General features: G+C 70.4%; 10 protein-coding genes and 1 rRNA gene. 8 read left to right on the forward strand and 3 right to left on the reverse strand.

Going from position 1 to position 15213, the window contains the following annotated elements:
* The first annotated feature begins 40 nt into the window (after nucleotides 1–40).
* The 6 genes from ABUL08_RS07030 (at nucleotide 41) to ABUL08_RS07055 (ending at nucleotide 9515) form a co-directional block, all read left to right on the forward strand.
* On the forward strand, nucleotides 41–727 hold the full coding sequence (locus ABUL08_RS07030) for a DedA family protein (protein WP_350935644.1): 687 nt from the start codon (nucleotides 41–43) through the stop codon (nucleotides 725–727).
* 194 nt (nucleotides 728–921) lie between these two features.
* The gene (locus ABUL08_RS07035; RefSeq protein ID WP_350935646.1) at nucleotides 922–3504 is read left to right on the forward strand and encodes a discoidin domain-containing protein; all 2583 of its coding nucleotides are present in this window, start codon (nucleotides 922–924) and stop codon (nucleotides 3502–3504) included.
* A 112-nt stretch (nucleotides 3505–3616) separates the two neighbouring features.
* Entirely contained in the window at nucleotides 3617–4687 is a 1071-nt protein-coding gene (locus ABUL08_RS07040) for a PIN domain-containing protein (RefSeq protein WP_350935648.1), read from the forward strand.
* Nucleotides 4688–4888: 201 nt separating this feature from the next.
* Complete coding sequence (locus tag ABUL08_RS07045; protein WP_350935651.1) at nucleotides 4889–7606, forward strand: cellulose binding domain-containing protein; 2718 nt, start codon at nucleotides 4889–4891, stop codon at nucleotides 7604–7606.
* A 114-nt stretch (nucleotides 7607–7720) separates the two neighbouring features.
* Nucleotides 7721–7993, forward strand: coding sequence for a GlsB/YeaQ/YmgE family stress response membrane protein (locus ABUL08_RS07050; protein ID WP_350935653.1), 273 nt, complete (start codon nucleotides 7721–7723; stop codon nucleotides 7991–7993).
* A gap of 202 nt (nucleotides 7994–8195) precedes the next feature.
* Nucleotides 8196–9515, forward strand: coding sequence for a cation:proton antiporter (locus ABUL08_RS07055; RefSeq protein WP_350935655.1), 1320 nt, complete (start codon nucleotides 8196–8198; stop codon nucleotides 9513–9515).
* On the opposite strand, the gene ABUL08_RS07060 is transcribed toward ABUL08_RS07055, so the two are convergent.
* Both ABUL08_RS07060 and ABUL08_RS07065 read right to left on the reverse strand, forming a co-directional pair.
* Nucleotides 9497–10795, reverse strand: a complete 1299-nt coding sequence (locus ABUL08_RS07060) for an ArsB/NhaD family transporter (protein ID WP_350935657.1) — start codon at nucleotides 10793–10795, stop codon at nucleotides 9497–9499. The genes ABUL08_RS07055 and ABUL08_RS07060 overlap by 19 nt on opposite strands.
* Complete coding sequence (locus ABUL08_RS07065) at nucleotides 10792–11241, reverse strand: CBS domain-containing protein (protein WP_350935660.1); 450 nt, start codon at nucleotides 11239–11241, stop codon at nucleotides 10792–10794. The genes ABUL08_RS07060 and ABUL08_RS07065 overlap by 4 nt, the downstream gene beginning before the upstream one ends.
* Nucleotides 11242–11337: 96 nt before the next feature.
* Here ABUL08_RS07065 and ABUL08_RS07070 point away from each other — a divergent pair, with 96 nt between their 5' ends.
* Entirely contained in the window at nucleotides 11338–11811 is a 474-nt protein-coding gene (locus tag ABUL08_RS07070; protein ID WP_350935662.1) for a molybdenum cofactor biosysynthesis protein, read from the forward strand.
* Between the two features lie 53 nt (nucleotides 11812–11864).
* Here the strand turns inward: ABUL08_RS07070 and ABUL08_RS07075 are convergent, their stop codons facing one another.
* Nucleotides 11865–12749: a hypothetical protein gene (locus ABUL08_RS07075; protein ID WP_350935664.1), complete on the reverse strand. Its 885-nt coding sequence runs from the start codon at nucleotides 12747–12749 to the stop codon at nucleotides 11865–11867.
* Between the two features lie 692 nt (nucleotides 12750–13441).
* On the opposite strand from ABUL08_RS07075, the gene ABUL08_RS07080 reads away from it, so the two are divergent.
* Nucleotides 13442–14955 (forward strand): 16S ribosomal RNA (locus tag ABUL08_RS07080).
* Nucleotides 14956–15213 lie beyond the last annotated feature (258 nt).

The following is a 15213-nucleotide window of genomic DNA, read 5'->3' on the forward strand; positions in this document are numbered from 1 at the left end:
GTGGCCCACCGGCCTCCGCCGCACCCTTCGGAGGTTCACCGTGTCGACACCCCTGGCCGTGCAGGCCGCCGGACCCGGCTTCCTCAACCCCGAGTGGCTGATCTCCACCTTCGGCCTGATCGGCATCCTCGGCATCGTCTTCGCCGAGTCCGGCCTGCTCATCGGCCTCTTCCTGCCCGGTGACTCGCTGCTGTTCACCGCCGGGCTGCTGGTCGCCGACGGCCGCTACCTGCACCAGCCGCTCTGGCTGGTGTGCGCGCTGGCGGCCGTGGCCGCGATCGTCGGCGACCAGGTGGGTTACCTGTTCGGCAAGCGGGTGGGCCCGAGCCTGTTCCGGCGGCCCAACTCGCGCTTCTTCAAGCAGGAGAACGTGCGCCGGGCCAACGACTTCTTCGCCCGGTACGGGGCCCGGTCGGTGGTCCTGGCCCGGTTCGTGCCGATCGTCCGGACCTTCACGCCGGTCATCGCCGGGGTGAGTCGGATGCGCTACCGGTCGTTCCTGACCTACAACGTCCTCGGCGGGACCCTCTGGGCCGTCGGCGTCACCGTGCTGGGGTACTTCCTCGGGCAGATCGCCGTGATCAAGTCGAACATCGAGTTCATCCTGCCCGGCATCGTGCTGGTCTCGGTGGTGCCGATCGGCATCCAGCTGCTCCGCTCCCGGCGGCGCCACCACCGGACCGCGGACGCCTCGCCGGAGTCCCCGGAGCCGGTGGCCGGTCACTGACCCGCGCGCCGACGCGACCGCGGACAGCCACAGCTCAAGGCTTAAATTCGAGACTTTTCACAAGACGCGAATTAAGGCGGCGACAGGCCGCCGAATCATTGACATCTCTCACTGCCGGATGAACCCTCCACGCAGGACGGTGGCACGCCGCGACAGACGCCGTCCTCCCGCACCCCACCATGAGGGAGAGGTTCATGTCACCGGTACCACGGAACACGGCGCCACCCCGCCGCCGGGCCGCCCGACTGCTCGCCGCGGCGGTCGTCCTGCTCGGCGCCGCCGTCCTGGTCGTCCCGCCCACGGCGGCCGGCGCCGCCGGCACCCTGCTCTCCCAGGGCAGACCGACCACCGCCTCGTCGGTGGAGAACGCCGGCACCCCGGCCGGCAACGCCACCGACGGCAGCGCCACCACCCGCTGGTCGAGCGCCTTCGCCGACCCCCAGTGGCTCCAGGTGGACCTCGGCGCCACCGCCACCATCGACCACGTGACGCTCAGCTGGGAGGCGGCGTACGCGCGGGCGTACCAGATCCAGACCTCGCCCGACGGCGTCACCTGGACCACCGTGTTCAGCACCGCCGCCGGTGACGGCGGCACCGACGACCTCACCGTCGCCGGTACCGGCCGCTACCTGCGGATGTACGGGACGCAGCGGGCCACCGCCTACGGCTACTCGCTCTGGGAGTTCCAGGTCTTCGGCACGACCGGCGGCACGGGCTGCGACACCGCCACCAACGCGGCCCAGGGCCGGCCCGCCACCGCCTCCAGCACCGAGAACGCCGGCACCCCGGCCGGCGCCGCCGTCGACGGGAGCCTCACCACCCGCTGGTCCAGCGCCGCCGCCGACCCGCAGTGGCTGCGCGTCGACCTCGGCAGCAGCCGGACCATCTGCCGGGTCACCCTGAGCTGGGAGGCGGCGTACGCGCGGGCGTACCAGATCCAGACCTCGACCGACGGGACCAGCTGGACCACTCTCGCCGCCACCACCAGCGGCGACGGCGGCACCGACGACCTCACCGTCGCGGGCACCGGCCGCTACCTGCGGATGTACGGGACGCAGCGGGCCACCGCCTACGGCTACTCGCTCTGGGAGCTCGCCGTGTACACCACCGGCGGCGGCACCATCCCCGGCGGCGGGTCGCTCGGCCCGAACGTGCTCACCTTCGACCCGTCGATGTCCAGCGCCAGCATCCAGGGCCAGCTCGACACCGTCTTCCGCACCCAGGAGTCGAACCAGTTCGGCACCCAGCGGTACGCGCTGATGTTCAAACCCGGCGACTACAGCGGGATCAACGCCCAGATCGGCTTCTACACCTCGATCATGGGGCTCGGCCGGAACCCCGACGACGTACGCATCCACGGCGACGTCACGGTCGACGCCGGCTGGTTCAACGGCAACGCCACCCAGAACTTCTGGCGCTCGGCGACCAACATGCAGATCTTCCCCTCCGCCGGCTTCACCCGCTGGGCGGTCTCCCAGGCCGCGCCGTTCCGCCGGATGGACATCCAGGGCGACCTGAACCTCGCCCCGGCCGGCTACGGCTGGGCCAGCGGCGGCTACCTCGCCGACAGCCGGGTCACCGGCCGCGTCCAGCCGTACTCCCAGCAGCAGTGGTACGCCCGCGACAGCAACGTCGGCGGCTACCAGAACGCCGTCTGGAACATGGTCAACTCCGGCGTCGTCGGGGCACCCGCCACCAGCTTCCCCAACCCGCCCTACACCACCCTCGCGCAGACCCCGGTCAGCCGCGACGTGCCCTACCTCTGGCTCGACGCCGCCGGCGCCTACCAGGTCTTCGTGCCGTCGACCAGGACGAACGCCGTCGGCGCCTCCTGGCTGGGCGGCGCCACCCCCGGGACCTCGATCCCGCTGAGCCAGTTCTACGTCGCCCACCCGGGCGACTCCGCCGCCACCATCAACGCCGCCCTCGCCCAGGGGCTGAATCTGCTCTTCACCCCCGGCGTCTACCCGCTCACCGGGACGATCACCGTCAACCGGCCGGACACCGTGGTCCTCGGCATCGGCTTCCCGACCCTGATCCCGCAGAACGGCGCCGCCGCGATGTCCGTCGCCGACGTGGACGGGGTCCGGCTGGCCGGCCTGCTCTTCGACGCCGGTCCGACCAACTCGCCGGTGCTGCTCCAGGTCGGCCCCACCGGCACCGGCGCCGGCCACGCCGCCGACCCCACCTCGATCCAGGACGTCTTCTTCCGGATCGGCGGCGCCGGGGCCGGCAAGGCCACCACCAGCCTGGTCGTCAACTCCGCCAACGTCCTGATCGACCACATCTGGGCCTGGCGGGCCGACCACGGCACCGGCGTCGGCTGGACCGTCAACACCGCCGACACCGGCCTGATCGTCAACGGCGACAACGTCACCGCCCTCGGCCTCTTCGTCGAGCACTACCAGAAGCACGACGTGATCTGGAACGGCGCCAACGGCCGGGTGGTCTTCTTCCAGAACGAGATGCCGTACGACCCGCCCAACGCGGCCGCCTGGACGAACGGCTCACGGGTCGGCTACGCCGCGTTCAAGGTCGCCGACCCGGTCACCTCGTTCGAGGGCTGGGGGATGGGCAGCTACTGCTACTTCAACGTCGACCCGACGATCGCCGCGTACCACGCCTTCGAGGCGCCGACCGCGCCCGGCGTGCGCTTCCACGACCTGCTCACCGTCTCGCTCGGCGGCAACGGCGCGATCACCCACGTCATCAACGACACCGGGGCCACCGCCCAGGGCACCGACACCGTGCCGGTGAACCTGGTCAGCTACCCCTGACCCCGCCCCGGGCGGCGGTGGGCGTACGCCTGCCGCCGCCCGACGGGTCGCCGGGCCGGGGACCCGCGTGGTCGCCGGGGTCGGACGGCGACCCGGGCGTAGGCTGAGCTGCGTGGATCAAGAAGAACGGATCGCCCTGTTCCTCGACTACGAGAACCTGGCCCTGGGTGCCCGCGACCATCACGGCGGCATGCCGTTCGACTTCCGCCCGGTCGCCGACGCCCTCGCCGAGCGGGGCCGGGTCGTGGTGCGCCGCGCGTACGCCGACTGGTCGTACTTCGACGAGGATCGCCGGATGCTCACCCGGTCGCACGTCGAACTGATCGAGATCCCGCAGCGGATGGGCGCCTCCCGCAAGAACGCCGCCGACATCAAGATGGCCGTCGACGCCATCGAGCTGGCTTTCGAGCGCGACTACATCTCCACCTTCGTCATCTGCACCGGCGACAGTGACTTCACCCCGCTGGTGCACAAGCTGCGGGAGCTGAACAAGCGGGTCATCGGCGTCGGGGTGGAGAACTCCACGTCGGCGCTGCTCCCGCCGGCCTGCGACGAGTTTCTCTACTACGACCGCCTCGAGGGCGTCGAGATCCCGGCGCCGGCGGCCCGGCGCGGCCGGGGCGGCCGACCCGCCGCCCCGCAGGTGGAGCAGGAGCCCGAGGCTCCGCCGACGGCGGAGGAGGAGCCCGGCCGCGACGTCGACACCCTCGCCGTCCTGGTGGCGCAGACCGTCGCCGGCCTCCAGGGCAGCTCCAGCGGCGAGGTGACCGCCTCCGGGCTGAAGCGCACCCTGCTGCGCAAGGACCCCACCTTCAGCGAGTCCGACTACGGCTTCCGCACCTTCGGTGAACTGCTGCGTTACCTCGCCGGGCGCGACGTGGTCGAGCTGGCGGAGGGGCCCGCGAAGGGCGACCCGGAGGTGTCGCTGCCCGAACGCGGCGACCAGGAGGTGGCGTTCGCGCTGCTGCACTCCGTCGTGGCCGACCTGGCCGGGGAGACCGGTTCGGTGGCGCTGTCCGGGCTGAAGAACCAGCTCCGTCGGGCCCGCCCGGACTTCAGCGAGAAGAAGCTCGGCTACCGCAGCTTCCTCCAGTTCTGCAAGGCCGCCGCCACCAGCGGCGCGGTGGACCTGCGGTGGAGCGCCGACGCCGAGGACTACCTGCTCACCCCCAAGGCGGCCTGACCGCGGGGTCCCTCCACCGTCCCGCCGGCCGGGGCGGAGATTCAAAATCATCGTCGCGTGGGCTACGGTGATGACGATCCACGGCCGCGGGAGCCAGCGTGCCGGCGGAGAGCCAGGGCAGCTCTCCGCACCCGTCGACGTCCTCCGGGAAGACGTCGCGATTCCCCACCACAGCTGGCAATTCCCGAGAGGAACCGCGAAATGCGGAGAAGTCTCGTCGGCGCGGTCACGTCCGTGCTCGCCGCCGCAACGGTCGTCGTGGCCGTCCCACTCGCCCTCAGTCCCTCCACCCCGGCCGCCGCCGCGTCGGCCGATCCGTACTCCTGGCGCAACGTCCGGATCGACGGTGGCGGCTTCGTCCCCGGCATCGTGTTCAACCCCACCGAGAAGAACCTCATCTACGCCCGGACCGACATCGGTGGCGCGTACCGCTGGGAGCAGGCCTCCCAGTCGTGGACGCCGCTGCTGGACTGGGTGGGCGCGGACAAGTGGGGCTGGAACGGGGTGGTCAGCCTGGCCACCGACCCGGTCCAGACCAACCGGGTGTACGTCGCGGCCGGCATGTACACCAACGGCTGGGACCCGAACAACGGGGCGGTCCTGCGCTCCGCCGACAAGGGCGCCACCTGGCAGGCCACCGAGCTGCCGTTCCACCTCGGCGGCAACATGCCCGGCCGGGGGATGGGTGAGCGGCTGGTCGTCGACCCGAACCGCAACAGCGTGCTCTATCTCGGCGCGCCCAGCGGCAACGGGCTGTGGCGCAGCACCGACTCCGGCGTCACCTGGGCCAAGGTGAGCAGCTTCCCGAACGTGGGCAACTATCCGTCCACCGGCGCCGACAACCAGGGCGTCGTCTGGGTCAGCTTCGACAAGAGCACCGGCACCGCCGGCACCGCCACGAAGACCATCTACGTCGGCGTGGCCGACAAGGCCAACCCGGTCTACCGCTCCACCGACGCGGGCGCCACCTGGCAGGCGATCCCCGGCGCGCCGACCGGCTTCATCCCGCACAAGGGCGTCGTCGACCCGGTCGGCGGCTACCTCTACCTCGCCACCAGCGACACCGGCGGCCCGTACGACGGCGGCAAGGGCGACGTGTGGAAGCTCAGCCGGGCCACCGGGACGTGGACGCGGATCAGCCCGGTCCCGTCGACCAGCACCGACGACACCTTCGGCTACTCCGGCCTGACCATCGACCGGCAGCACCCGAACACGCTGATCGTGGGCACCCAGGTCTCCTGGTGGCCGGACGCGGTCTTCTGGCGCAGCACCGACGGCGGCGCCACCTGGAGCCGGATCTGGGACTGGGCCGGCTATCCCCAGCGCAGCTTCCGCTACAAGCTGGACGCCTCCTCGGTGCCCTGGCTGACCTTCGGCAACACCAACCCCGCCCCGCCGGACACCTCGCCCAAGCTGGGCTGGATGAACGAGTCGATCGAGATCGACCCGTTCGACTCGAACCGGATGATGTACGGCACCGGCGCGACCATCTACGGCACCACCGACCTCACCAAGTGGGACACCGGCGGCCAGTTCACCATCACCCCGATGGTCAAGGGGCTGGAGGAGACCGCCGTGCTCGACCTGATCAGCCCGCCGTCCGGCGCGCCGCTGCTCAGCGCGCTCGGTGACATCTCGGGTTTCAAGCACGACGACCTGAACGCGGTGCCCGGCTGGACGTACACCAATCCGAACTGGGGGCCGCACGACCTGGACTACGCGGAGACGAAGTCGAACGTGATCGTCCGCGCGGGCAGCTTCAAGGACGCCGACCGGCCGGGTGACAGCCACGTCGCGTTCTCCACCGACGGCGGTGGCACCTGGTTCCAGGGCAGCGAGCCGGCCGGCCTCACCGACGGCGGAACGGTCGCCGCGGCGGCCGACGGCAGCCGCTTCCTCTGGGCCCCGGGCGACTCCGGCGCCGCGGTCGTCCACACGGTCGGCTTCGGCACCTCCTGGACCGCCGCCACCGGCATCCCGGCGAACGCGCAGATCGCCGCCGACCGGGTCAACCCGAACCGGTTCTACGGCTTCAGCGGCGGCAAGGTCTACGCCAGCACCAACGGCGGAGCGAGCTTCGCCGCGACGGCCGCCACCGGGCTGCCGTCGTCCGGCCGGTTCAAGGCCGTCCCCGGCCAGGAGGGCGAACTCTGGGTGACCGGTTCCGGCGGGTTGTGGCGCTCCACGGACGGCGGCGCCAGCTTCACGAAGCTGGCCGCGGTCGCCTCGGCCGGCAACGTCGGCTTCGGCAAGGCCGCGCCGGGTCAGACCCACCCGGCGGTCTTCGTCGTCGGCACCGTCGACGGCATCCACGGGGTGTTCCGGTCGGACAACGCCGGCGGCAGCTGGGTGCGGATCAACGACGACCAGCACCAGTACGGCAACGCCGGGGACGCCCTGACCGGTGACCCTCGGGTGTACGGGCGGGTCTACCTCGGCACCAACGGCCGGGGCATCCTGGTGGCCGACCGGCTCGGCGGCACCCCCACCCCGACGCCCACCTCGGCCAGCCCGTCGCCCACCTCCCCGCGCCCGACCCCGACCTCGCCGAGCCCGACGCCCACCGCACCCAGCCCGACGCCCACCTCGCCGAGCCCGACCCCGCCGCCGTCCAGCGGCTGCGCGGCGACGTACGCGGTGACCAACTCCTGGGCCGGCGGGTTCCAGGCCGAGGTGACGGTCCGCAACACCGGCACCGCACCGATCGCCGGCTGGACCCTCGGCTGGACGTTCCCCAACGGGCAGAAGATCACCCAGCTCTGGAACGGCGCGTACACCCAGAGCGGGGCGACGGTCTCGGTGAAGGACCTCGGCTGGAACGGCAACCTCGGGGTCGGCGGCACCACCGGTGTCGGCTTCCTCGGCAGTTGGAGCGGGGCCAACACCGCTCCCGCCACCATCAGCTGCACCAGCCGCTGAGCAAGGGCGGACCCGGGGACGCCCCCGGGTCCGCCCCGGCACGGGCCCAGAGTTTGCGGAGATGCCGGGCCGGGCAATGAGGGCACCGACGTACCCCTCGGAAGGACGGCTCTCGTGGAAGTTACCGGTATTCTCACCGCCATCGTCATCGGCCTGATCATCGGTGCTCTGGGCCGGCTCGTCGTTCCCGGCAAGCAGAACATCCCGATCTGGCTGACCCTGGTCATCGGCGTGGTCGCCGCCATCCTCGGCACCCTCGTGGCCAGCGCCCTCGGAGTGGCCGAGACCCCCGGCATCGACTGGATCGAGCTGATCCTCCAGGTGGTCTTCGCCGCCATCGGTGTCGCCATCGCCGCCGGCGCCTACGGTCGCCGCCGGGTGCACTGACCCACCTCGCACCGCGCCGGTCAGCCCCGACGAGGGCTGACCGGCGCCCTGCTGTCCGGATCCGGGTACGTCACCCCTGCACCCCGGACCACCCGAACGGACCTCGGCGGTGGTGGCCGCCGGCCGTTATGATCATCGGGATCCGTGGAGCGCCGGGAAGTCTGGTCGGCACCGTACCCGTCGTGCCGTCCCGGAGGTTCCCGTGCTGCTGCTCTCCTTCGCCCTCGTCCTGCTGGCCGCGGTGCTCGTGTCGGCGCTGGCCAACCGCACGATCCTCTCCACGGCGGCGCTGTTCCTGGTGGCCGGGTTCCTGCTCGGCGAGGGCACCACCGGCGTGCTGCACCTGAGCGCCGACTCCCCGATCGTGGCGCAGCTGGCCGAACTCGCCCTCTTCGCGGTGCTCTTCACCGACGGCATGCGGGTCGGCTGGGCCGACCTGCGCAGCGCGTGGCGGTTGCCGGGCCGGGCGCTCGGCTGGGGCCTGCCGCTGACCCTGCTGGCCACCGCCCTGCTGGCCCACTACGTGGCCGGAATGGACTGGCCGGAGTCCCTGCTGATCGGGGCGATCCTCGCGCCGACCGACCCGGTCTTCGCCGCCGCCCTGGTCGGCAACGACAAGGTACCCGCTCGACTGCGGCACCTGCTCAACGTCGAGTCCGGCGTCAACGACGGTCTGGCGCTGCCGTTCGTGGTCGTGCTGCTGGCGGTCGCCGCCGGCTCGGACGACCTGCACCTGGGCGAGCTGGCCACCGAGCTGGCGGTGGGCCTGCTGATCGGCGTGCTGGTGCCGCTGGCGGCGATCGCGTTGGCGCGGAGTCGCTGGTTCGCCGCCTCGGCGGCGTACGCGCCGTTGAACGGGGTGGCGATCGGGCTGCTGGTGCTGGCGCTGGGCAAGGTGACCCACGGCAACCTGTTCCTCGCCGCGTTCACCGCCGGCATCACCGTGGCCACCTTCGGGCCGCGCACGCGGGCCGCGTTCGAGCACCTCGGGGAGAACGTCGCGGAGCTGTTGAAGCTCGCCGCGCTGCTGGTCTTCGGTGCCCTGATCTCGCCCGCCTTCCTCGGGGAGATCTCCTGGACCGGCTGGGTGTTCGCGGTGCTGGCGATCGTCGTGGCCCGCCCGGTCGCGTTGTGGATCTCCTTCCTGCGTTCCGGCCTGGGCATGCGGGAGCAGGCTGCCGCAATGTGGTTCGGGCCGAAGGGCTTCGCCTCGGTGGTCTACGGCCTGCTGGTGCTGGAAGCCGGCATCGCCGCCGCGGACGACGTGTTCCACCTGGTGGCGCTGACCATCGTCATCTCGATCCTGGCGCACTCCTCGACCGACGTCCTCGTCGCGCGGGCGTTCGACGAGGCCCGCGAGACACCGGCCTGGCACGGCGCGCTGCACCGGATCAGGCGGGCGGCCCGACCGGCGGCCGTCCCGCGCCAGCGGGCCGACCGGCCGGCGGAGGACGGTCGACCCGCCGACGGCACGGCCACGCCCGGCGGTGACCGCACGGATGATCAGGCCAGCGCGAAGTAGCGCAGCCACAGGTACGGCACGGCGAGTCCGACGGTGACCAGGGTGACCACCAGGCCGTACCGGGTGAACTGCCAGAAGGTGATCCGCTGGCCGGCGCGTTCGGCGAGGCCGAGCACGACCACGTTCGCGGACGCGCCGACGGCGGTGGCGTTGCCGCCGAGGTCGGCGCCGAGCGCGAGAGCCCACCAGAGCACCCGGGACTGGCCGGTGTCACCCTGGGCGTGGACCAGGTCGGCGACGACCGGGCTCATGCTGGCGACGTAGGGGATGTTGTCCACGACCGCGGAGAGGGCGGCCGAGCCCCAGAGCAGCACCATGGTCGCGGGCAGCAGCCGACCGGCGGTGGCGTCGATCGCCGCCCGGGAGAGCTCCTCGACGACGCCGGTGTTGACCAGGGCGCCGACCATGACGAACAGGCCGGCGAAGAAGACCAGGGTCGGCCATTCGACGTCCCGGCTGATCTCACCGGCGTCGAGGCGGGACAGGGCCAGCAGCAGCAGGCCGCCGAGCAGCGCGACCACCGCCGGCTCCAGGTGCAGGGTGGTGTGCAGGACGAACGCGGCGGTGACCGCCCCGAGCACCGCGAGTCCGAGCACCAGCAGCCGCCGGTCCCGGATCGCGTCGCCCTCGTGCAGCGCGGCGATCTGCGCCGCGCGTTCGGGGTCGTAGCGGAACGCCGTCCGGAACAGCACCCGGCACAGGCCGAGGAACACGATCAGCAGCAGCGCGATGAACGGGGCGAGGTGCACCAGGAAGTCGTTGTAGCTCAGCCCGCCCCGACTGCCGATGATGATGTTGGGCGGGTCGCCGACCAGGGTGGCGGTGCCACCGATGTTCGACGCCATCGCCTCCGCGATCAGGAAGGGCACCGCCGGTACGCCGAGGCGTTCGCAGACCAGGAACGTCACCGGGGCGACGAGCAGGACGGTGGTCACGTTGTCCAGCGCCGCCGAGGCCACCGCCGTGATGACCACGAGGATCACCATCACCCGGAACGGTCGGCCGCGCGCCCGCTTCGACGCCCACACCGCCACGTACTCGAAGGCACCGGTGCGCTTGAGTACGGCGACGATGAGCATCATGCCGACCAGCAGGAAGATGACGTTCCAGTCGATGCCGGCCGCTTCGGAGAAGAACGCGTGCGCGGTGTCGGTGGCGCCGATCAGGAACATCACCGCCGCCCCGCCCAGCGCGGCGGCGACCCGGTGGACCTTCTCCGAGGCGATCAGCACGTACGCGACGGTGAAGACCGCGACCGCCGCCCAGGCGACCGGGGTCACGGGGTCCCCAGCATCCGGTCGAGCAGCGCGTCCAGGGTGATCCCGCCGATCATCGGCCCACGGTGATCGGCCACCGCCACCAGCGGGCTGCGGCGCTGCGCCATCACCGCCGCGACCTCCAGGACGGTGGCCTGCGGTTCCACCACCGGCGGCTCGGTGTGCTCCCGCGGCAGCAGGTCGGCCACGGTCCGGCCCTCGACCCCGCGCAGGAACATGTCGGCCGACGACTCGTCGATCATCCGCGCCAGCGTCGGATCCTCCCGGCAGTAGCCGGGGATGACCAGCCGCAGCACCTGCGTGCCCGGCAGCACGGTGACCGGGCGGCCGGCGCCGTCCAGCACGATCAGGCCGGGCAGGTTGTGGCCGGCGAGCAGGCGGGCCGCGTCCAGCACGGGCGTGTCGACGGTGATGGTGGGAAAGGGCACCGCCAGGTCTCTGGCTCGCACGTCGGCTCCTGCGGCTGGTCGGGACACGACTCGTCACACGCCGACCAGGCTTCCCGGCACACCGGTGGTCACCCTATCGGTTTCTAGAATCGCCGCATGCCGGAGATCGTCCAACTGCTCGCCTCGCCGGTGCACCGCTACGTGGGGCGTCCGGCGGACGGTCCGGCGCCGGCACCGCCCGGCGAGCTGGTCGACGAGGTACGCCTCCGGGCCGGCCTCGGCATCGTCGGTGACCGGTACTTCGGCCGGCCGGCGCACCGCGCGGCGAGCGTGACCCTGATCGCGCGGGAGTCCCTGCCGGCCGGGGTCGACCTGGTGCAGGTCCGGCGCAACATCCTGACCACCGGCATCGCCGTGGACGACCTGGTCGGCGCCGTGCTGGTCCTCGACACCGGCGACGGTCCGGTCAGTCTGCGGGTGAACCGTCCGGCGAACCCGTGCGCCTGGATGGACGCCACGATCGGTCCCGGTGCGTGGCGGGCGTTGCGCCGTCGGGGTGGGGTGCGCTGCACGCCGCTCACGGACGGCACGCTGCGGGTCGGCCCGGTCACGGTGACCGTCGTACGCTGAGCGTCCCGACCGGACGCCACCGGTGTGGCCCCGGACCGCGCCGGGATTTCGGCTCAGTCGCTTCGGCCGGGCTCCAGCGCGACCCAGGTGCCGCCCGGCAGGTCCAGGACCAGCCGGTACGGCAGCCGCTCCGGCACGGGATCGGCCAACCGCCAGGCGCAGCCCGTCACCGCCAGGCTCACCGTCAGCTCGGTGGGTGAGGTGCGGGCAGCGCGGCCCACCCAGTGTTCGCCGCCCGTGAGCAGCCTCGCCAGCAGGTCCCTCGGCGGCTCGGCCACCGTCACGGCCTCGGTCTCCTCGTCCTCGCCGAGCAGGACGACCCCCGCCTTGAGCGCGAGCAGCCGGGCGAGCATCCGCACCGGACCGGTCGGGTCGGTCGTCTCGAGGTGGACGTAGCAGTCGTCGTGACCGCTGAAATAGAGCGTCGCCCCGGGGACATCGGGCACCATCGCCGTCGTCTGGTCGTGGCTGTTGACGGCGAGCGCCACCTCGTCCGCCTGGCCGGGGGAGAGCGGGCCGGGCGCGTCCAGGATCTCGATGTCATGGCAGCTCCACCCGGCGAACAGACGATCCATCTCCGTCCAGGGCAGCACCAGCAGATCGTCGGACCAGTGGCGCGACGCCGACCAGCGGATGTCGTACGCGGTCGCGGTCACTCCCTGCGCGCGGGCGATCCGGGCCAACGGCCACTGCGCCCAGTCCTCGTCGAGGAAGCTGTTCGTGCCCACGTTCAGTACGACGGCGTACTCCTGCCCGAGGGCGGCCAGGACGTCGGCCAGTTCGGCGGCGCTGGCGGCGGCCGCCCGGATCGTGTGCAGGCCGCCCGCGCTGACCAGGCTGAACGCCACGGGAAAGGGCTCCTGCCCGAGGCCCTGCGCGTTGACGTGGAACGCCGCCCACCGGTCCACCCGCACCGGACGTCCATCCTGGTCGGTCATCGCCGCAGCCTGTCAGCCCTCCGGCCGGCGTACGGCGGCGGGTGGGCGTGCCCGCCACGGGAGTGTGACGCGGGACGCGGCCTCCCGGTTTGACGATCAAACCGGTGGACGCGTAACTTTCTCTCTGCCAGCGCGGAACGGACGAACGGGGCGAAAGCCCTGAGAGGCCGGAGCGCGACAGGAACCTGGGACTGCATGGTGAACACCATCGGTCCCCGGACCGGGCGGTGCCCCCGGATCCGCCGCGAGGCGGATTTGGCGCGGCGGAACCGACCGGGTAAGGTTCTCGGTCGGCAGGGAAACGGACGAGCCCGCGGGAGACCGCAGAGCGGCCGTCCTGCCGAATCCTCGAAGTGACCGGCGAGATCCGGTTCCATTTGGGGTGCCCGGTAATGGGATGAAAGCGTGACGGACCGGGAAACACCGGTTTGACGCGGCGGAAACCCCCGGGTAACGTAGTAAAAGTGCCTGGCGCGAGAGCGGCGGGCGCGAGATGAACGAAATGCCCCGGACGGGGTCCTCCTGGTGGGGGTTCCGGCGGTGTGTGGTTGTTCTTTGAGAACTCAACAGGGTGCTTGATAAGCCAGTGCCAATTGTTTTATACCCCGCACTGGTCGGTCTCTTCGGAGGTCTGGCTGGTGGGGATTCCTTTGGCAACATTTTGTTGCCGGGATGACTGTTTCAACAGGTTTTTGTTGGAGAGTTTGATCCTGGCTCAGGACGAACGCTGGCGGCGTGCTTAACACATGCAAGTCGAGCGGAAAGGCCCTTCGGGGTACTCGAGCGGCGAACGGGTGAGTAACACGTGAGTAACCTGCCCCAGGCTTTGGGATAACCCTCGGAAACGGGGGCTAATACCGGATATGACCTTATGCCGCATGGCGTTTGGTGGAAAGTTTTTCGGCCTGGGATGGGCTCGCGGCCTATCAGCTTGTTGGTGGGGTGATGGCCTACCAAGGCGACGACGGGTAGCCGGCCTGAGAGGGCGACCGGCCACACTGGGACTGAGACACGGCCCAGACTCCTACGGGAGGCAGCAGTGGGGAATATTGCACAATGGGCGGAAGCCTGATGCAGCGACGCCGCGTGAGGGATGACGGCCTTCGGGTTGTAAACCTCTTTCAGCAGGGACGAAGCGTAAGTGACGGTACTGCAGAAGAAGCGCCGGCCAACTACGTGCCAGCAGCCGCGGTAAGACGTAGGGCGCGAGCGTTGTCCGGATTTATTGGGCGTAAAGAGCTCGTAGGCGGCTTGTCGCGTCGACCGTGAAAACTTGGGGCTCAACCCCAAGCCTGCGGTCGATACGGGCAGGCTAGAGTTCGGTAGGGGAGACTGGAATTCCTGGTGTAGCGGTGAAATGCGCAGATATCAGGAGGAACACCGGTGGCGAAGGCGGGTCTCTGGGCCGATACTGACGCTGAGGAGCGAAAGCGTGGGGAGCGAACAGGATTAGATACCCTGGTAGTCCACGCTGTAAACGTTGGGCGCTAGGTGTGGGGGGCCTCTCCGGTTCCCTGTGCCGCAGCTAACGCATTAAGCGCCCCGCCTGGGGAGTACGGCCGCAAGGCTAAAACTCAAAGGAATTGACGGGGGCCCGCACAAGCGGCGGAGCATGCGGATTAATTCGATGCAACGCGAAGAACCTTACCTGGGTTTGACATGGCCGCAAAACCTCCAGAGATGGGGGGTCCTTCGGGGGCGGTCACAGGTGGTGCATGGCTGTCGTCAGCTCGTGTCGTGAGATGTTGGGTTAAGTCCCGCAACGAGCGCAACCCTCGTTCGATGTTGCCAGCGCGTTATGGCGGGGACTCATCGAAGACTGCCGGGGTCAACTCGGAGGAAGGTGGGGATGACGTCAAGTCATCATGCCCCTTATGTCCAGGGCTTCACGCATGCTACAATGGCCGGTACAATGGGCTGCGATACCGTGAGGTGGAGCGAATCCCAAAAAGCCGGTCTCAGTTCGGATCGGGGTCTGCAACTCGACCCCGTGAAGTCGGAGTCGCTAGTAATCGCAGATCAGCAACGCTGCGGTGAATACGTTCCCGGGCCTTGTACACACCGCCCGTCACGTCACGAAAGTCGGCAACACCCGAAGCCGGTGGCCCAACCCTTGTGGAGGGAGCCGTCGAAGGTGGGGCTGGCGATTGGGACGAAGTCGTAACAAGGTAGCCGTACCGGAAGGTGCGGCTGGATCACCTCCTTTCTAAGGAGCACCATCCGTCGAAAGACGGCATGGAGCCCGCGGCCCGCGAATGTCGGGTCGGGGTGCTCGAATGGCGGAGACACTGGCCAGTTTGTTCTCGGCAACGGTCGGGGGCGCCTAGTACAGCCACTTCGGTGGTGGGAACGGATGTCCTGGATGCGGCTGAGGAAAGGCGTAAAGCACCCTGTTGGGTCCTGAAAGAACAACCGAAGGTTGTCTTTCAGAGACTGCTGCGGAGCCCCTTTGCGGGTTTCGGGA

The sequence above is a fragment of the Micromonospora sp. CCTCC AA 2012012 genome (assembly GCF_040499845.1).
GTDB classification, from domain to species: Bacteria; Actinomycetota; Actinomycetes; order Mycobacteriales; family Micromonosporaceae; genus Micromonospora; species Micromonospora mangrovi.

Bases quoted from the DNA above. Each gene is read 5' to 3' on its own strand.
- ABUL08_RS07035 (WP_350935646.1), top strand. From the start codon at position 922: ATGTCACCGGTACCACGGAACACGGCGCCACCCCGCCGCCGGGCCGCC.
- ABUL08_RS07045 (WP_350935651.1), top strand. From the start codon at position 4,889: ATGCGGAGAAGTCTCGTCGGCGCGGTCACGTCCGTGCTCGCCGCCGCA.
- ABUL08_RS07070 (WP_350935662.1), top strand. From the start codon at position 11,338: ATGCCGGAGATCGTCCAACTGCTCGCCTCGCCGGTGCACCGCTACGTG.
- ABUL08_RS07075 (WP_350935664.1), bottom strand. From the start codon at position 12,749: ATGACCGACCAGGATGGACGTCCGGTGCGGGTGGACCGGTGGGCGGCG.